The 16331-nt window shown below is 44.1% G+C and carries 22 protein-coding genes; 7 read left to right on the top strand and 15 right to left on the bottom strand.

What is annotated here, in order from left to right; genetic code table 11:
• Window positions 1-18: 18 nt before the first annotated feature.
• The 4 genes from BR02_RS0108115 to adhE all read right to left on the bottom strand — a co-directional run bounded on the left by BR02_RS0108115 (window position 19) and on the right by adhE (window position 3812).
• The gene (locus BR02_RS0108115; protein WP_031515997.1) at window positions 19-306 is read right to left on the bottom strand and encodes a hypothetical protein; all 288 of its coding nucleotides are present in this window, start codon (window positions 304-306) and stop codon (window positions 19-21) included.
• A 50-nt stretch (window positions 307-356) separates the two neighbouring features.
• Window positions 357-584, bottom strand: a complete 228-nt coding sequence (locus BR02_RS0108110; protein ID WP_031515995.1) for a hypothetical protein — start codon at window positions 582-584, stop codon at window positions 357-359.
• Between the two features lie 71 nt (window positions 585-655).
• Window positions 656-913 carry a hypothetical protein gene (locus BR02_RS0108105; RefSeq protein WP_031515993.1) on the bottom strand — a complete coding sequence of 86 codons (258 nt, stop codon included), beginning with the start codon at window positions 911-913 and terminating at the stop codon, window positions 656-658.
• A gap of 331 nt (window positions 914-1244) precedes the next feature.
• The gene (adhE, locus tag BR02_RS0108095; RefSeq protein ID WP_238442431.1) at window positions 1245-3812 is read right to left on the bottom strand and encodes a bifunctional acetaldehyde-CoA/alcohol dehydrogenase; all 2568 of its coding nucleotides are present in this window, start codon (window positions 3810-3812) and stop codon (window positions 1245-1247) included.
• Between the two features lie 263 nt (window positions 3813-4075).
• Between adhE and BR02_RS0108090 the strand changes: the two genes are divergently transcribed.
• Window positions 4076-4378: a zinc-ribbon domain containing protein gene (locus tag BR02_RS0108090; protein WP_031515989.1), complete on the top strand. Its 303-nt coding sequence runs from the start codon at window positions 4076-4078 to the stop codon at window positions 4376-4378.
• 64 nt (window positions 4379-4442) lie between these two features.
• Here BR02_RS0108090 and BR02_RS0108085 read toward each other — a convergent pair whose 3' ends face one another.
• From BR02_RS0108085 to BR02_RS0108060, 6 genes are all read right to left on the bottom strand, one after another.
• Window positions 4443-4640 carry a hypothetical protein gene (locus tag BR02_RS0108085; protein ID WP_031515987.1) on the bottom strand — a complete coding sequence of 66 codons (198 nt, stop codon included), beginning with the start codon at window positions 4638-4640 and terminating at the stop codon, window positions 4443-4445.
• 2 nt (window positions 4641-4642) lie between these two features.
• Window positions 4643-4822 carry a hypothetical protein gene (locus tag BR02_RS0108080; protein ID WP_031515985.1) on the bottom strand — a complete coding sequence of 60 codons (180 nt, stop codon included), beginning with the start codon at window positions 4820-4822 and terminating at the stop codon, window positions 4643-4645.
• A gap of 12 nt (window positions 4823-4834) precedes the next feature.
• On the bottom strand, window positions 4835-5338 hold the full coding sequence (locus BR02_RS0108075; RefSeq protein ID WP_031515983.1) for a hypothetical protein: 504 nt from the start codon (window positions 5336-5338) through the stop codon (window positions 4835-4837).
• A gap of 16 nt (window positions 5339-5354) precedes the next feature.
• On the bottom strand, window positions 5355-5795 hold the full coding sequence (locus tag BR02_RS0108070; RefSeq protein ID WP_031515981.1) for a hypothetical protein: 441 nt from the start codon (window positions 5793-5795) through the stop codon (window positions 5355-5357).
• A gap of 70 nt (window positions 5796-5865) precedes the next feature.
• The gene (locus BR02_RS0108065; RefSeq protein ID WP_031515979.1) at window positions 5866-6108 is read right to left on the bottom strand and encodes a hypothetical protein; all 243 of its coding nucleotides are present in this window, start codon (window positions 6106-6108) and stop codon (window positions 5866-5868) included.
• 12 nt (window positions 6109-6120) lie between these two features.
• On the bottom strand, window positions 6121-6465 hold the full coding sequence (locus BR02_RS0108060; protein ID WP_031515977.1) for a hypothetical protein: 345 nt from the start codon (window positions 6463-6465) through the stop codon (window positions 6121-6123).
• Window positions 6466-6672: 207 nt separating this feature from the next.
• Between BR02_RS0108060 and BR02_RS0108055 the strand changes: the two genes are divergently transcribed.
• The 6 genes from BR02_RS0108055 to BR02_RS0108025 all read left to right on the top strand — a co-directional run bounded on the left by BR02_RS0108055 (window position 6673) and on the right by BR02_RS0108025 (window position 12777).
• Window positions 6673-6861, top strand: coding sequence for an indolepyruvate ferredoxin oxidoreductase subunit alpha (locus BR02_RS0108055; RefSeq protein WP_031515974.1), 189 nt, complete (start codon window positions 6673-6675; stop codon window positions 6859-6861).
• Window positions 6862-7392: 531 nt separating this feature from the next.
• A complete protein-coding gene (locus tag BR02_RS0108050; RefSeq protein ID WP_031515972.1) occupies window positions 7393-8946 on the top strand; it encodes a [FeFe] hydrogenase, group A in 1554 nt (517 codons plus the stop codon).
• A 27-nt stretch (window positions 8947-8973) separates the two neighbouring features.
• Window positions 8974-9780, top strand: a complete 807-nt coding sequence (locus BR02_RS0108045; protein WP_031515970.1) for a 4Fe-4S dicluster domain-containing protein — start codon at window positions 8974-8976, stop codon at window positions 9778-9780.
• Window positions 9781-9826: 46 nt separating this feature from the next.
• Complete coding sequence (nrfD, locus tag BR02_RS0108040; protein WP_031515968.1) at window positions 9827-10963, top strand: NrfD/PsrC family molybdoenzyme membrane anchor subunit; 1137 nt, start codon at window positions 9827-9829, stop codon at window positions 10961-10963.
• A 123-nt stretch (window positions 10964-11086) separates the two neighbouring features.
• A complete protein-coding gene (locus tag BR02_RS0108030; RefSeq protein ID WP_031515966.1) occupies window positions 11087-12334 on the top strand; it encodes a BaiN/RdsA family NAD(P)/FAD-dependent oxidoreductase in 1248 nt (415 codons plus the stop codon).
• 47 nt (window positions 12335-12381) lie between these two features.
• Window positions 12382-12777, top strand: coding sequence for a hypothetical protein (locus BR02_RS0108025; protein ID WP_031515964.1), 396 nt, complete (start codon window positions 12382-12384; stop codon window positions 12775-12777).
• Here the strand turns inward: BR02_RS0108025 and BR02_RS0108020 are convergent.
• The 5 genes from BR02_RS0108020 to BR02_RS0108000 form a co-directional block, all read right to left on the bottom strand.
• Window positions 12774-13631, bottom strand: a complete 858-nt coding sequence (locus BR02_RS0108020; protein WP_031515963.1) for a nitrilase family protein — start codon at window positions 13629-13631, stop codon at window positions 12774-12776. The two genes, BR02_RS0108025 and BR02_RS0108020, sit on opposite strands and share 4 nt — an antisense overlap.
• 23 nt (window positions 13632-13654) lie before the next feature.
• The gene (locus BR02_RS0108015; RefSeq protein WP_031515960.1) at window positions 13655-14449 is read right to left on the bottom strand and encodes an amidohydrolase family protein; all 795 of its coding nucleotides are present in this window, start codon (window positions 14447-14449) and stop codon (window positions 13655-13657) included.
• Between the two features lie 209 nt (window positions 14450-14658).
• A complete protein-coding gene (locus tag BR02_RS0108010) occupies window positions 14659-15102 on the bottom strand; it encodes a CBS domain-containing protein (protein ID WP_031515958.1) in 444 nt (147 codons plus the stop codon).
• Between the two features lie 123 nt (window positions 15103-15225).
• Entirely contained in the window at window positions 15226-15606 is a 381-nt protein-coding gene (locus BR02_RS0108005) for a DsrE family protein (protein WP_031515956.1), read from the bottom strand.
• A 174-nt stretch (window positions 15607-15780) separates the two neighbouring features.
• On the bottom strand, window positions 15781-16218 hold the full coding sequence (locus BR02_RS0108000) for a CBS domain-containing protein (protein WP_031515954.1): 438 nt from the start codon (window positions 16216-16218) through the stop codon (window positions 15781-15783).
• Window positions 16219-16331 lie beyond the last annotated feature (113 nt).

Here is a 16331-nt window from a genome sequence, read left to right as displayed (position 1 = left end):
TTTACCCCCCTATTTTCTCTAATCCTCTGTTTTTAGAAGTTTAAGCCCGGTTTTACTTACTACCACCGGAAAGCTGCTTACAAAACCGGGCCTTAAAAAGAACTTGGGCTTAAAACCATGGGTTACCAGCCATTTGTTTTCAACCATTTTTTTTAAAACCGCAATGGTTTCTTCCTCACTTAAACCTACCCGCTCCATAAATTTTTCAATTACCATTTCTTGGAACAATATATGTTTTTGTGCGTAGTATAGATCTGCCAGCAACTTTACCAGCACTTCTTCATTGTCTAAATCCAGCCTTGCCATTTTAACCCCCTACACAAGTATAACTTTTGATTAAATCCGCTTATTTATACTCACTGCCAGCACAGAAAAGCAAAAATCTTTACAAGCATAGTTGCCATTGCGGCAAACAGTATTGAATAAGCAAATATTTTGGCAATAAGGGTATCGTCACTTGCTAACCAACCGGCCACTTGACCGGTAAAATCAGCCTTAACTCTTCTTACTTTCACCACCGGTTTGGCGGTAAAGGATGGCTGTTTACGCAGCCTTGCATCTACCGTAGGCACATTCATCCGCACCTTGGCACCTCCTGGAAACATATGTTTGTCTAATATTACACCAAACATATGTTTTTGTCCAGGTGTTTTTTTTATTTTTCCGTCCCTTCGAGCTCCCTTTTACTCTCTTCAATCATATCGGCAGCCAACCTTAGGGTAGAAACGGTATTGGTTATCAATATTTCATATAGCATTAAAGGCATAATATCTTGAAGGGCAGGTCGCAACTCACCGGCCTTTACTTTCTCTTCAACAATTTTACCGGCCCGATTAAGGGAAGCGTTTACCAGGGCTTCAATTTGTTGTTGGTTTTCCTTCACAAACTTATCTACATCGATCTTGTATGTCACTATACTTCCACCTTTCTAAATGTATTGCATTATATCATTCAACGTCCTTGCTGTCTTTCCTGCCTTCAACTTACTGCCGGGACGCACCCGCAGCACCAACTTTTCCGTTCATTTTATAGTACTATTTATTCCACAGCTGCATAGAATGATAAAGTCAACACTTTATAAGGGGTGATTTTTGTTGAAAGATCAGGCTGTAATTGATATTTTTGAAGTTAACAAAGAACTTTTAGATGAAATACTTTGTTCGGTGGGGCTGGAAGAGTTAAAGCCAAAAGAATAAATCCCGGCGGTGATAGAACCGGCGGGATTCCTTTTTGTGAAAAAACTTTTAAAGTGGTACTTCTTCTCCCTTATAGGCCTGTCGGTATAATTGAGCCAGTTCGGCTATCAGGGGCATTCGGGGATTGCTGGTGGTACACTGGTCTTCAAAGGCCCGCTCGGCCAGTTGGTCCACCGCCGCCTCGAATTCCCTTTCATTTATACCGGTCTGTGCCAAAGAAAGGGGCATGTTAAGTTCTCGCAGCAAATTATAAATGGCATTGATTAGACTGTTCACACCCTCGGTGGGGTCTCCGGCAGGCAGACCTAAATTCTTAGCTATTTCCTGGTATTTAATATGGGCCACATAATGCTCATAGTTAGGAAAAGAAGCAAACTTACTGGGCGGCGATGCGTTATAAGCTATGACGTGGGGCAGCATAATTGCGTTGGCCCGCCCGTGGGATATGCCGAACTGGCCACCTAATTTATGGGCTAAACTGTGATTTATTCCTAAAAATGCGTTGGTAAAGGCCATACCGGCCATGGTAGAAGCATTATGCATTTTTGTCCTCGCTTCCTTATTATCACCATTCCTATAGGCCCGGGGTAGGTACTTAAACACCAGTTCTATGGCTTTCATGGCCAGGGCATCGGTGTAGTCCGATGCCATCACCGATACATAGGCTTCTATGGCATGGGTAAGCACATCTATTCCTGTGTCGGCGGTAACTTCCGGCGGAATAGACATCACAAAATCCGAATCTATTATGGCCACATCCGGTGTAAGTTCATAATCCGCCAAGGGATACTTTATTTGCAAGCCCTTATCGCTAATAACGGTAAAAGCCGTCACCTCTGATCCGGTGCCGCTGGTGGTCGGTATGGCAATAAGCTTTACTTTGCGTCCCAGCTTGGGATATTTATAGGTGCGTTTGCGAATATCTATAAATTTTAAACGTAAGAACTCAAACTGTACCTGGGGGTGCTCATAGAAAAGCCACATCCCCTTGGCCGCATCAATGGCTGAACCTCCCCCCAGGGCTATAAGTGTGTCGGGCTTAAACCGCTTCATGACATCCACACCTAAGTTAACCATCTCCAATGGCGGGTCCGGTTCCACCCGGTCAAAAACCTCGATGGCCACATGATTTTGCCGCTTGCGCAAATGATAAACCACCTTATCCACATAGCCCAGCTCAATCATCACCTTATCTGTTACTATCAGCACCCGTTCAACATTTGGCACCTTACTTAAATATTGTACCGAACCGGGCATAAAATAAATTCTGTCCGGCACCTTAAACCACTGCATTTTCTCCTTGCGCTTGGCAACCCGTTTCACATTGATCAAGTTTTTCACACTCACATTTGAGGTAGTAGAATTGCGCCCGTACGACCCACAACCCAAGGTCAGTGAGGGAATGTTGGTGTTGTACAGATCGCCAATGGCGCCGTGGGTACAGGGTGAATTCACAATTATTCTTCCCACCCGTATGGTATCAGAAAACTTTTTAATTATTTCTTGGTTTTCTGAATGTATCACCGCCGAATGACCCAGTCCGCCAAATTCCACCATTTGTACACATCGTTCTATGGCCTGATTGTGATCATCGGCCAAGTAAAAAGCCAGTATCGGAGAAAGCTTTTCCTGGGATAGGGGATAATCAGGTCCCACACCTTCCAATGGCGCCACCAGTATCTTAGTGGATGCAGGAACAGACAAGCCGGCCATTTGAGCGATAACAGGTGCCGACTGGCCCACTATTTGGGGGTTGATATGGGTGCGGTCTTCGCTTACGGCAACAGCGGTGAGCCGGTCAATTTCAGTTGGATTTAAAAAGTAGCAGCCGTTTTCCTTTAATAAGTGCACCGTCCGGTCGGCAATTTCCCGATCCACAATAACAGCCTGTTCAGAGGCACAAATAAGTCCGTTATCAAAGGTTTTACTAAGTATCAAATCGGTAATGGCTCGGTTTATTTTTGCTGACTTCTCTATGTAGCAGGGTACATTGCCAGGGCCAACCCCAAGGGCCGGTTTTCCTGCACTATAGGCGGCGCACACCAGTTTGGCGCCACCGGTTGCCAATATTAAGGCCACCCCAAAGTGCTCCATCAATGCTTGGGTGGATTCAATTGACGGCTGCTCAATCCAGGAAATAAAATTTTCCGGTGCACCGGCCTCCAGCCCGGCCTGATACATTATTCTGGCCGCTTCGGCGCTGCACCGCTGGGCCCCGGGGTGAAAACTAAAAATAACCGGATTTCTGCTTTTGGCACAAATTAAGGCCTTGAACATGGTGGTGGAAGTGGGGTTGGTAACCGGAATAACCGCCGCCACCACCCCCAGCGGCTCGGCAACTTCGTAGTAATCCTCTTCTTCATTTTCATTAATAATACCCGCCGTCTTTTCATACTTAATGCTATGATAAATGTATTCGGTGGCAAAGATGTTTTTAGTTATCTTATCTTCGTATACCCCTCTCCCGGTCTCCTCCACTGCCATTTTTGCCAGTTCCATATGCTTATCCAAACCGGCCAATGCCATGCTTTTAACAATCTTATCCACCTGCTCTTGATTTAGTTGTAAAAATGCATCCCGTGCCGTCAAAGCCCTTTGCACAAGATTATCAATCATGGCACCTTCACCCCCCATAATCATTACAAGATTTCTCAATTATTCTCTGCGGATTTGCTTGTATCTATCCGAGGAATGAACAACCAATTCTAACTTAATCAGCTTGTTACAATTAACCTGTTGTTTTTTGTTGGCAATTAAGATATACTGATTTTGCCTCTAAAGGTTAAACTTTTCTACCTCCCATATGTAAACAAACAGGTGGCGAGTGATAGGGGTTGGATTTGCCTCTAGGGAGTAATATTAAACGGGAGAGATCCTCGGTGTATTCTGACAAAACTTTAAATTGTAAAGACTGTGGAAACGACTTTACCTTTACTGCAGGGGAGCAGGAATTTTACGCAGCAAAGGGCTTTGAAAACGAACCTGCCCGCTGCCCCCATTGCCGCAACGCCCGCAAACAGCAAGCACGTAAACAAGGCAACGGCTTTCGCAGCAGAGGCCCCAGACAAATGTATGCAGTAGTTTGTGCACAATGTGGTGTAGAAACGGAAGTACCCTTTGAGCCTTCCGGCAACCGCCCCGTATACTGCCGCGACTGTTTTAACGCCAGCAGAAATTACTAAAAACAGCTTCTAAGGCTTAAAGCTAAGCAATAAACTAAAAGGCGCCCCTGGGGCGCCTTTTAGTTTATTTTCTCATTTCTTTTAAAGTTACTTGCATATTGGTATTATTGATTTTGGTCCACATTATATTTATCAGTTGATAGTCTTCCCGGCCGGCTATTTCTTCCGCGTAAGCAGTGGCTGCCTCTTCATTGTCGAAAACAGCAACATCATCAACTTCATTATTTAGTAGCTTTACAACACTGTAAACAGATTGACTCAAGGTCACTCACTCCCTTGCTCCAAATCAGGATATTCCTTTAAGGCTGACTTCAAGGACTTTACTGCCATTTCTAACCCATCGGCAAATCCTTGGTTGTATTCTGAGGTTTTCATTTCACGACTATAATGAATGTAAACAGTGGTATCCCGCTCCCACTTTTTTATGGCTTCGGATATTGTCATTAAAGAACCCCCTTAAGGCCTTCTTCTGGCAATTACTTGCACCAAACCATCCGGAGTTTCATTTACCTTAACAATACTGTCCTTAAAACTGCGATGCTGCTCCAGTTCCTGGGTTTGCTGCTGCATCTCATAGAGCAGTTCCCTAACTTTTTCATCATAGTCTAAAATTAAGTTTTTTACATCTTCACTTAAATCCGCCCTATCCAGCATTGCTATTAGGTCTTCACTGCGTTGGCCCGTTTCCAGCACCAGCCTACTGGCAGCTCCGTCTCCTAAATATATATATGCATTGGGAAGATTAGCTTTTTTGCTCTCCTCCACCATTACCAATTTGTTTTCCTTTAACTGTTCAATTACCCTATTAACCGTTTCAACGGTTAAGCCCAGGTGGTAAGCCATGGTCTCCTCATCCTGTATGCACTTACCATTAATGGCGTTATCCCTAATATAAAGAGAAACCCTTTTCAACAGCCCTTTACTGACAGGCCTGCTTTTTTTTACACCGCTGGAACCCATACTGTCACCCCGTCACTTATTCCGGCCAAGATGCTTCCTTAGCCTTTTTAAATTCAACATCCCACAGAACAGTGAATTTCAAGTTGCCTTCATCCCAGTTTCTGGGCATTACCGGTTGATCCACAATCATTATATCAAACTTCTTTTTAGCCTCAGGGTCAAATAACATCTTCCCTGCCCCTTCTTTATCAAAGGCAATGGGCAGTCTTAAACCGCTGTGCCAGGTGAGAAGTAAAAAGTAAAGATCGTTTTCTGAATCAAAGGCCCACTTCCACAAGTACTCACCCTGCACCAAATCCAATGCGCCGGACCACTGGGGATTACCTATTACCATAGTGGTACGTTTATAGTCTTGTCCATTTTCTTCGTACTCAAGTTCTGCCCAAGCACCAAAATCCGGGCTGTAAGCAGCACCACCGTATTCTTCTATAATTTCTTCAATGGTTTGTTCTTTCATGAAGGCCCTCCTATATCTGTTAATTTCTAAATAATTACATTATAATTATACCCCATCGCGGTAAAATGTACTATTCGTCCAATGAGGTTTTACCGGTAGCATACCAAATTTCAAAGGCAGCATCAACCTCATCCCTTTGCTCCAACCAGTACTGTCGCTTTTTTTCCGTTGACATGCGTTTGGTGCAGCGAAAATGCAGCATTGCATTATCTTTCCAGGGCAAACCCACTTCCAACATAATGCGGTGGGCATAAATTTCAGGCTGTTCCCACATTTGTCGGTATAACTTTTCTTTTAAGCCAGGCAGTCCCACTGTTACAACCCCTTAATTATCAATTTGAATGGCAGTTACCTCCTGATGGGTACCGTCCTCTGCCTTCACTGACAAGGTGTCCTGCTCATTGTCCCAGGTGGCTTTAATATTTAACTGACCGCTATAATCACCGATATTTATTTTGGCCTGCCTCATCCAGTCATCGGTGACATGTACAAATATTAACTCCATTTTGTTGTTACGGAACATTTTAAAGCGGCCTTCCCCCACAATGTTATAAAATAAAGTTACCTCTTTGACTTCCTTATTAAGTAAGCTCTCATCGGAAACTAAAATTTCAACCTGGTCAACCTTATCATTTTTACCAACAAGCAGTTCAGAAAAATCCAAAGACATTATTTAGCCCCCCAATGTTTATTAACTCTATTATATATTATTTGACATTGTCAAATGATATCCTCTTACCGGGCATTTTTTACCCAGGTCCTTTTGCACAAGTCTACCATAATTTGAAGCAAAATACCCCTTGCCTTTTTCAGAATAATATAGCATAATTTAATTTGTCAGTTTACTATTTAGATATATTTAAGGAGGTTGGTTTTAATGTACATGGTATCTCTTGATTCAAGCAAATGTGAAGGTTGTGGCGAATGCGTAGCCCCATGCCCTGTTAGTTTAATGGAAATGGTAGACGGAAAAGCAGAAGTTACCGGCGATCCTGCAGAATGCATGGGTTGCGAAACCTGTGTTGAAATTTGCCCCAACGACTGCTTTACAGTACAAGAACTATAATTGTTACTTGAAATACCTTATGGTTTCTGAATATCATTAAAAGACCGAGAGAGTCTCGGTCTTTATTTATGTCAACCCAGTATAAAACCCATATTTTGCTCTTATATGACAAAGTCTGTGGTTTTATCTTACACCTATAAATATCTAACAAAGTTAAATATTTTTCATTACTTTTTTCAGAAATAAAGGATTTTATATGCTTTTGTCTAATATTATTTTAGCTGCAAAGACAGGATGGAATTATTCTAATTTGTATTTTTTACATTTTTCTACAAAAAATATTCTTTATAGGGGTTTTTGATAGATAAATATGTGATTTTTGCATGATTTTATGGTAGTATTATAATTAAGAAGCTATTAATTAGCTTTATGCTCGGAGCTTGTAGAAAAGTGTAATAATTTCGAATTACGTGAATTTTATAACAATCCTGTCCTTAGAAATTAAATGTCGCTTAAAATAATCAAATATGGGCATCGGCCCGGTATCATGGGCTTTAGCCTAATATTTGTAGAAAGCGGGGAGGTAAGCATATGGACAAGCAAAAGGCACGAGAAAAAGAAGTGACCAGGCGCAATTTCCTTAAGATGATGGGAACATTGGGTTTGGTCGGTGCCACAGCAACTTTGGCAGGTTGCTCCAAAGAGCCTGCCGGTGGCGGCGGATGGTTACCCCAACAGTACCAGGTAGCCAGTTCCTGGCCAACCCAAGTGCGGGGACGCGTTCCCCTGGACCCATTTAGCCCGTCTTTAACTCGGGACGACGAAAAGTGTATCCTTTGCGGACAGTGTGTAGAGGTTTGTCAAAAGGTACAGTCGGTATTCGGTTACTACCAGTTGCCCATTAAAGACAACATCGTTTGCGTCAACTGTGGTCAGTGTGCTCTATGGTGTCCCACTGCAGCCATAACCGAAAGGGATGAAGTGCAAAAGGTTATCGAAGCCCTTGAAGACCCAGACAAGTTTGTGGTAGTTCAAACTGCACCTGCCACCAGAGTGGCTCTTGGTGAAGAATTTGGGCTGCCCGCCGGTTCATGGGTACAGGGTCAACAGGTTGCAGCGCTAAAACAGATGGGTTTTGACAGAGTATTTGACACCAACTTCACTGCCGACCTCACTATTTTAGAAGAAGGCACGGAGTTAATTAACCGAATAACTGGCAAAGAAACAGGGCGTCCTCTGCCTCAGTTTACTTCATGTAGCCCAGGGTGGATTAAATTCTGTGAGTACTACTACCCGTATTTAATTCCCAACCTATCAACCTGTAAGTCACCACAGCAAATGTTTGGTGCCTTGGTAAAAACTTATTATGCAAAGCAAAACAACATTGACCCGAAAAACATCGTTTCTGTGTCAATTATGCCTTGCACAGCCAAAAAGTTTGAAGCGGCCAGACCTGAAATGAATGACGCCGGCCAATACTGGAATTCCGAAGAGGAAATTCGCGACGTGGATATTGTTTTAACCACCAGAGAGTTGGCGCGCTTAATTAAACACTACGGCATAGATCTCGCTGCTCTGCCGGAGGAAGAGTACGATCCTATGATGGGTGAAGGTTCCGGAGCCGGATTGATTTTCGGCGCCACCGGCGGTGTTATGGAAGCAGCGGTGCGTACCGCCTACTTTGTACTAACCAATCAACCCGCGCCTGAAGTATTGTTTAACTTAACACCTGTTCGCGGTTTGGAAGGTGTGAAGGAAGCCTCTTTAGAAATACCCGGCACCGGCACGCTAAGAATTGCCGTTGTTCACGGACTGGGCAACGCACGCCCTGTGTTAGAGGCTGTGCGCAGGGGAGAATCCCCCTATCACTTTATTGAGTTTATGTGCTGTCCCGGCGGGTGTGTATCCGGCGGTGGACAACCCCGTACTTCATTGCCACCCTCTGACGAGGTGCGTGAAGCCCGCATCGCAAGTCTGTATCAAAAGGACGCCTCTTATAAATTAAGAGAAAGTCATGAGAATAAAGAGGTTATCGAATTATACGAAACCTTCCTAGATCATCCTATTAGTGAGCTGGCCTACAAGCTGTTGCACACTAAGTACACGGACCGCGGAGATAATTTTGTGGCTAAAAAGTTAAGTTAAACGAAAGGTTTTAGGAGGTGAGAATTAATGGCATATAATAAATTTGACACACCGGGTAAGGGTGTATTAATTGACTTGAGTAAATGCGTTGGCTGTGGTAGCTGTTCCTTAGCCTGTAAAATGTGGAATGATTTAAAGTTTGATGATAAGTTTCCCGATCAGGGACCCGATGCAAAGTTATCCGATAAAAACTGGACAGCTGTTAGATTTCATGCGGTGGAAAAAGACGGACAACCGGTATTCCGCTTTGTAAAGAACCAGTGTCTGCACTGTCAACAACCGGCATGCGAATCTGCTTGTTTCTCAAGGGCATTTCAGCGCACCGAAAGCGGCGCCACCATATACTATCCACATCTTTGCGTAGGTTGTCGTTATTGCATGTTAGCATGTCCCTTTAATGTTCCAAAGTTTCAATGGGATCAGACTTTCCCATTGGTAACAAAGTGTCAAATGTGCTTTGGCCGCATTGAAAAAGGAGAGGCTCCGGCCTGCGTAGGGGTATGCCCCACCAACGTAATGACCTTTGGTGACAGAGATGAGTTGTTGGCTCTGGCCAGAAAAACCATTGAAAGCGACGACAAGTACGTAAAGCATATTTACGGAGAACATGAAGCAGGAGGTACAAACTGGCTTTATATTTCAGACGTACCTTTTGAGCAGCTAGGATTCCGTACAGATGTTACCACAAGGCCTATACCTGAATACAGCCATGAGTTCTTAAAGTATACCCCACCTGTGATTGTTGCCTGGGGCGGTCTTTTGTCAGGCATGTACATTTACACTAAGAGGCGCAATAAAATTGCCAAAGAAGAGAAAAAGGATATGTCAGTGTAAGGTAGCAATCACATCAATAACAAATAGTTATAAGGGGGTAAAATAAATGGAGTCCCAAAAACAAGGATGGACCTTTAAAATGACTCCGGTCAGATTCTTGTTACTTATTCTGGCCGTAATTGCTGCAGCCATTGCAGTGTACCGTTTAGTTGTTGGTCTGGGAGCCACCACAAACCTTAATGACGAGTGGCCCTGGGGTCTGTGGATTGGATTTGACGTGTTAACCGGGGTTGCCCTGGCCGGCGGCGGTTACAGTGTCGCCCTGATAGCACATATTTTACACATAGAAAAGTTTAACGTCATTGCCCGCAGTGCCATGCTCACATCACTGCTGGGTTATCTCTTGGTAATGATTGGTTTGTTCCTGGACATCGGTCAGTGGTTCAACTTCTGGCGTCCCTTTGTATCTTGGGGTTACCACTCCGTACTGTTCGAAGTGTTCTGGTGTGTTTCCCTTTACACCACTGTGCAAGTACTTGAGTTTGGTGAAATTGCCACCGAGAAAGTGGCAAAGCCCCTGCACAAGTTCTTTGCTAAGGCTATGCCCTTCCTGTTAATTATCGGTGTGCTTTTACCCACCTTGCACCAATCTTCATTGGGTGCTCTGTACCTGACACAGGTGGATAAACTGCACCCGCTGTGGTGGTCACCCTATATTGGACTCTTCTTCTTAATGTCATCTTTCTTTGTGGGACCGGCCATGGTTACTGTGGAAACTTCGCTGGCCGGCAGAGCTTACAACCACTGGGTGGACACTAAGGTTTTACGCAGCCTGCAGAGAATTGGTTTCACCATCATGATCATGTATCTGGGCCTGAAGATATTCGACCTCACCAGCCGGGATGCTTGGCAGTATGTGTTTGCCGGCGGTCTGGAGTCGAACATGTTCATCTTGGAGATGGCAGTGGGTGTACTGATACCGCTGGTTATCTTCTTCACTGCCTGGGGCAAAACCAGGGCCGGTTTAACCACCGCCGGTGCCATGGTAGCTATCGGTGTCATTATAAACCGGATGAACGTTGTAATTACCGGTATGATTAGTTATCAAGGTGTAGCTTACGCTCCTTCCTGGATGGAGTGGATGGTTACCATCGGTCTGGTTGCAGGCGGTATGCTGGCATACTGCTTCATCTGCGATAACTTTAGAGTGCTCGACCACGGAGATGAGCAAAAAGCAGCTTAATGATAAAAGAGTTCTGGGCTTGCCCCAGAACTCTTTTTTGTGCTGACCGATACTATACCCAATGGCAGAGGCCCTTTTGGGTTATATTAGGATTAATTGATAATTTTTTAAAGGAGTTTACCAATGAACTATGACTTAGCTGTTATCGGCGGCGGGCCGGCAGGTATGATGGCAGCCGCCACCGCCGCCTCCAATGGCTTAAGGGTAATTTTATTAGAAAAAAACGAAAAGCTGGGTAAAAAATTGTATATCACCGGGAAAGGGCGCTGTAATGTAACCAACTACGGTGACCTAGAGGATTTTTTAAATAATGTTGTCAGTAACAGAAAGTTTTTATACAGTGCCTTTAATGCCTTTACCAATCACCAATTGCTGGATTTGTTGCACAGCTTCGGTGTAAAAACTAAGGTGGAACGGGGAAATAGGGTTTTTCCCGCCAGTGATAAATCCAGCGATATTATTAAGGGGTTTGAAAAACACCTGCGTAAGCTTGGGGTAGATATTCGTTATCACTGTCCCGTTAAAAAGATATTGTGTACCAACAGTACCGTAACCGGGGTCTTGCTGCAAGATAACACTAAAATTTACTGCCCCAAGGTGCTGATTGCAACCGGCGGCTTGTCTTATCAAAATACCGGTTCAACCGGGGACGGCTATGTCATGGCCGGCCGGTTGGGTCACACCCTTGTGGAACCTAAGCCGGCCTTGGTTCCATTGGTTACTAAAGACCAATGGCCCAAGGAAGTGCAGGGCCTAACATTAAAAAATGTAAATGTTAAGCTGCTGGCCAATAAGAAGGTGGTTCAAGAGCAGTTTGGCGAAATGCTTTTTACTCATTTCGGTGTCAGCGGCCCGGCCATCTTGTCCTTAAGCAGTTTTTTAAAAAATATTAATAAGGCTAAAGAAGTTAAGCTCTCCATAGATTTGAAACCGGCCCTGTCCCCCGAGCAGTTAGATAGGCGTCTACTGAGGGATTTTGAAAAGTACCAAAAAAAGCAGTTGAAAAATGCCCTTGATGATCTCTTGCCCAAAAAATTAATCCCGGTGGTTATAAGGTTGGCGGCCTTGAACGGGGATAAGCCCGTTGACCAGGTTACTAAAAAGGAACGGCTTTCCCTGGCGGAAATCCTAAAGGGCCTTATTTTAACGGTGACGGGCACAAGGCCCATAAACGAGGCAATAGTTACCAGCGGTGGAGTAAAAACCGGTGAAATCAACCCGTCTACCCTGGAATCTAAATTGGTATCGGGATTGTACTTTGCCGGGGAAGTGATAGACGTGGACGCCCTGACAGGCGGTTATAACCTGCAAATTGCCTTTTCCACCGGTTACCTTGCAGGATTGAGTGCCGCCCTGGGCCAAAGGGCCTAGGGTGGTATTGTGGTAATATCTAATGGGGGAATGGGCATAATGGTAATATGAAAAATGAAAAAAATACCCTTTACCCATTCCCAACAATTGAAGATCGAAATTGCGCTGAGCTGGCCCTCACTACCTTTTTGAGGGTGCAAAACGGTGCATCCAGGGCAATAATGCTGCTGGTTTTAAAAGCTATTTTAAAAAAATATCATTTAACTAAATTAAAGCTCAATAACTGTATAGTTGAAACCAATGAAAGGGATTGTATAGTAATAAAACCGAAGAAATTTATTACCGACAAAAATTGCCCCAACTGCAACGAAGCCATATACAGTACAGATTCCAAGGTGCGCATTATCAGTATATGTGAAGGCCAAAGATCAGACTTTGTCACTTACGGCTGTCAGTGCGGTGAGGTGTTTGGCAAGGTCGAAGTTACCAGTCCGGTAACTTAACCCAATCTATGGCCTTCTTTTAATATTCCTTTATATTTTTCATACAAGTCCGGCCGACGGGCATCCAAATGAAAAATGTACCTCATGGACGTGGTCCTTTCATAGCGGATTTTATTAATTAAACCCTCGTCTAAATCAACCACCAACATACCTTCCTCATTGTTAAAGTCATCGGCAATGACATTGCCTTTGGGGTCTATTACCAAATTGCCGCCGGCAAAGGGGTGGCCCTGGCTGCTGTTACCTATTAAATTGCATGCCGCCAGATATACTGCATTATCATAGGCCCTGGCAGTTAAGTATTTTAACCATAATTCTTTTCGATCTCCGGCCACGCAGGGTGAGGCGTGGGGTGCAAAGATAATTTCTGCCCCCTGCAGGGACATGATGGTGGACACTTCAGGAAAGTGTAAATCCCAACATATTTGCACACCAAAAACCGCCTTGCCGGTTTTAAAGACAGGTATTGCGTCCCCCGCTGTAAAATATGGTTGCTCACTGCCCCCCAAATGTGTTTTTCGGTATTTATGATAACTGCCGTCTGGCATGGCTATTAGCTGGGTGATATAGGGCTTATTTGCCTGTGTTGACTTTTCGGCCATGCCCAATAGTACTGTAATACCGTATCTTTGGGCCAAATCCACTATGTATCTACTGCTCTCCCCGGGGATATGTTCGGCATGGAGATGGGATTGGTCACGGCTATAGCCCATCAAAGCCAACTCGGGAAAGCAGATAATATCCACCCTTTGTCGGTGGGCCTCCATAATAAAATTGCTGATTTTTCTTAAATTGCTTTCTATCTCACCAAAGGGCGCATTCATTTGTACAAGGGCAATTTTAGTTTTTTGCATTGCTCACCTCTAAGGATTTATATTTATAAGCCTACCCCTGCCAGTAGTTTTTTAGCATTTTCCCCAATGATGGCTTGATACTGCTTATCCTTTAAGCCTAAACCGGACAGGCACCGGAGCTCCCGCTGCGGGTCATTGTAGGGGTAGTCACTTCCCAGCAGAATTCTGTGATAACCATGTTCTTTAATAAGATTTTTGAATTGCTCATCCGGTAAAATGCCAAAGGTGCTTGAGGTGTCAAAGTACACCTCTTTACCCACCAACCACTGCATAGACAGATCCCACATTTTATAGCCACCCATGTGAGCGGCAATAACCCTTAGGTTTGGTATGTTATCCAATACATTGGCCAGTCTGCGGGGCGAAGAATAAACGGTGTTATTGCCGTTTTCCTCGTCACCCACATGAAAAATAATAATAAAATCCTTGGCCATTTTTTCGTAAATTGTTAAAGCCTTAGCATCATCCAAATAAAACTGCTGAAAGTCCGGGTGAAATTTAACGCCTTTAACCCCCCAGTCCTTTAGCTTTTTAATTTCACCGTCTATATCATGATAATCGGGGTGCAGGGTTCCAAAGCCTATATAAGCGCCCCCGGTATTGCTTTTTGCCCAGATATTTGCCGACTGAACCTGCTCCGGCTTGGTGGCGGCAGTGAAAAAAACAGCGGTATCAACCCGGCTGCTGAGGCGCATTTTACTGTATTCAGCCAAGGTGCCTTGATAAGGAACATCTATCCCATAATGGTCAGCTAAATGTTGTGTTACCTTTGGTGCCACATTTTCAGGAAAAAAATGCACGTGCATATCAATTATCAATCTAAAAACCCCCGTATATTGATGATCGTGGTAGTAATAGGTGTCAGTATTCGTCCCCTAATAAACATAATCCTTCTTTCATATATTTACCGGGGCCTTTTCCTCCGGCCGGATGGCCCTTTGAACTATGGGGCCCTTTGGGGCCACCCAGTGTAAAAGCCTGTGCAGTAATCCTACACAGGCCTTCTTTTTATTTACCTGGTGTTACTTTATTCTGTAAGATTTTTAATAATATCTGAGCGGCTTACAATACCTACAATTTTGTCACCTTCCACCACCGGCAGGCGCTTAACCTTGTGTTTAACCATCAGTGAGGCCGCTTCTTCCACAGGGCTGTCTTTGGTGGTGGTTACCACCCTTTTGGTCATAATTTCTGAGGCCTTTATGGCCGCTAGCTTTTTAAAGTCTTCTTTGTATGTTTTTAGGCCCTTGTAAATAATACCGCCTAAAATGCCTACATACTCCGGCCTTCTGGGGGGTATTTCCTTGTGCAGCAGATCACCTTCAGTCACTATGCCCACAAGCCTATGCCCTTCATTAACTACCGGCACCCCGGAAATTTGGTTTTCGATCAGTAGTTTTGCCAAATTTTCTATGGTGGTATCTTCATTTACTGTAACTACATTGGTGGACATAATATCTTTAACATTCATAAGCGCACCCCCTACAAGTGGAAATCATTATGTGTATATTTTATAGCAATATGTGTTTTATGGCAATGTTACCCCAAGTAAAAAGAAACGTCCGGTTTCTGGACGTTTCTTTGCTACAAAATATTAAGGTTTTATATAGGCATAGCCTTCAGATTGTTTGGCCGCAATTTCCGTAATACCCGCCGGCACCACCTTAACAAAGGAGGGCAGGGTTTTTTCGTCTATGTCATAAATTTTAAGTGAGTTCCGACAAGCGGCAAAAACTACACCTTCATTGGACAGCCTGCCCATTTGTTCCAGCAAGTCTCCCTTTTGTAGACTACAGCCACATCCGCCACCGCCGTTAGCCTGGCAACTGCCGGTAAATGCAGTGACCGAAGGCCCGTTTGCCACCACCTCAACCTTGCCCTGTGGTTGATCCTTTAGAAAGTTAGTAATATTTCCTAAAGACTTGGTCCAAGCCTCTGTTTCATTGACATGAAAGAGCACCTTCATTTCACTCATTGGCCTATCCCCCCATTATTGATAAGTATATAAATTAGTATATACTGGTTTTATAGGGAAGTTTGTCGCGCATACGACAATTGGAGCTTAATTAGCATCTTATTCCATCCTGACGGCTATTAGGGCAGGCAAAAAAATGCGACAAAGGGGTTAGCCCCCTTGCCGCATTTTTTGTTACATTTGTTGCGGTGAAGCCGGCTCGGAAATGCTGGAAAGTGCTTGTCCGGCTTCATCTTGGTAAATGTTTTGTACTGCAAAGTCCCCCAGGGCCACAATGCCGGAAAGTTTACCGTTGTCCACCACCGGCAAACGACGGATTTGATGCCGGGCCATCAGACTGGCAGCATCATGTACATCCATTTGTGAATTGCCGGTGACGAGGTCTGTGGACATTACCGATTGAACCGGGGTATTTGCGGGGTTCTGGCCTTGGGCTGTCACCCGCAGTGTAATATCACGGTCGGTAATCATACCTACGCACCTGCCATTTTCGACAACGGGCACGGAGCCGATATTATGGCGGCTCATTATTTGGGCCACTTCAGCCACTGATTGTTGGGGGCTAACTGTGGCTACATTAGTAGTCATAATCTCCTGCAGTTTTTGTGACATCAAATCCCTCCCGAGATTGTATTTTGATGTATATCATTTTTATGTTCTCAATTACACGCATAAATTATTCTGCAAATGTAAAATCTTTTATAATTTACATTTTATCTATAGGA

Source organism: Desulfofalx alkaliphila DSM 12257 (assembly GCF_000711975.1).
GTDB classification, from domain to species: Bacteria; Bacillota; Desulfotomaculia; order Desulfotomaculales; family Desulfohalotomaculaceae; genus Desulfofalx; species Desulfofalx alkaliphila.
Note: the sequence above shows the minus strand (reverse complement) of the source record. Positions and strands in the feature narration are given on the sequence as shown.

Bases quoted from the DNA above. Each gene is read 5' to 3' on its own strand.
- BR02_RS0108115 (WP_031515997.1), bottom strand. From the start codon at position 306: ATGGCAAGGCTGGATTTAGACAATGAAGAAGTGCTGGTAAAGTTGCTG.
- adhE (WP_238442431.1), bottom strand. From the start codon at position 3,812: ATGATTGATAATCTTGTGCAAAGGGCTTTGACGGCACGGGATGCATTT.
- BR02_RS0108080 (WP_031515985.1), bottom strand. From the start codon at position 4,822: ATGACAATATCCGAAGCCATAAAAAAGTGGGAGCGGGATACCACTGTT.
- BR02_RS0108075 (WP_031515983.1), bottom strand. From the start codon at position 5,338: ATGGGTTCCAGCGGTGTAAAAAAAAGCAGGCCTGTCAGTAAAGGGCTG.
- BR02_RS0108070 (WP_031515981.1), bottom strand. From the start codon at position 5,795: ATGAAAGAACAAACCATTGAAGAAATTATAGAAGAATACGGTGGTGCT.
- BR02_RS0108060 (WP_031515977.1), bottom strand. From the start codon at position 6,465: ATGTCTTTGGATTTTTCTGAACTGCTTGTTGGTAAAAATGATAAGGTT.
- BR02_RS0108055 (WP_031515974.1), top strand. From the start codon at position 6,673: ATGTACATGGTATCTCTTGATTCAAGCAAATGTGAAGGTTGTGGCGAA.
- BR02_RS0108050 (WP_031515972.1), top strand. From the start codon at position 7,393: ATGGACAAGCAAAAGGCACGAGAAAAAGAAGTGACCAGGCGCAATTTC.
- BR02_RS0108045 (WP_031515970.1), top strand. From the start codon at position 8,974: ATGGCATATAATAAATTTGACACACCGGGTAAGGGTGTATTAATTGAC.
- nrfD (WP_031515968.1), top strand. From the start codon at position 9,827: ATGGAGTCCCAAAAACAAGGATGGACCTTTAAAATGACTCCGGTCAGA.
- BR02_RS0108030 (WP_031515966.1), top strand. From the start codon at position 11,087: ATGAACTATGACTTAGCTGTTATCGGCGGCGGGCCGGCAGGTATGATG.
- BR02_RS0108025 (WP_031515964.1), top strand. From the start codon at position 12,382: ATGAAAAATGAAAAAAATACCCTTTACCCATTCCCAACAATTGAAGAT.
- BR02_RS0108020 (WP_031515963.1), bottom strand. From the start codon at position 13,631: ATGCAAAAAACTAAAATTGCCCTTGTACAAATGAATGCGCCCTTTGGT.
- BR02_RS0108010 (WP_031515958.1), bottom strand. From the start codon at position 15,102: ATGAATGTTAAAGATATTATGTCCACCAATGTAGTTACAGTAAATGAA.
- BR02_RS0108005 (WP_031515956.1), bottom strand. From the start codon at position 15,606: ATGAGTGAAATGAAGGTGCTCTTTCATGTCAATGAAACAGAGGCTTGG.
- BR02_RS0108000 (WP_031515954.1), bottom strand. From the start codon at position 16,218: ATGTCACAAAAACTGCAGGAGATTATGACTACTAATGTAGCCACAGTT.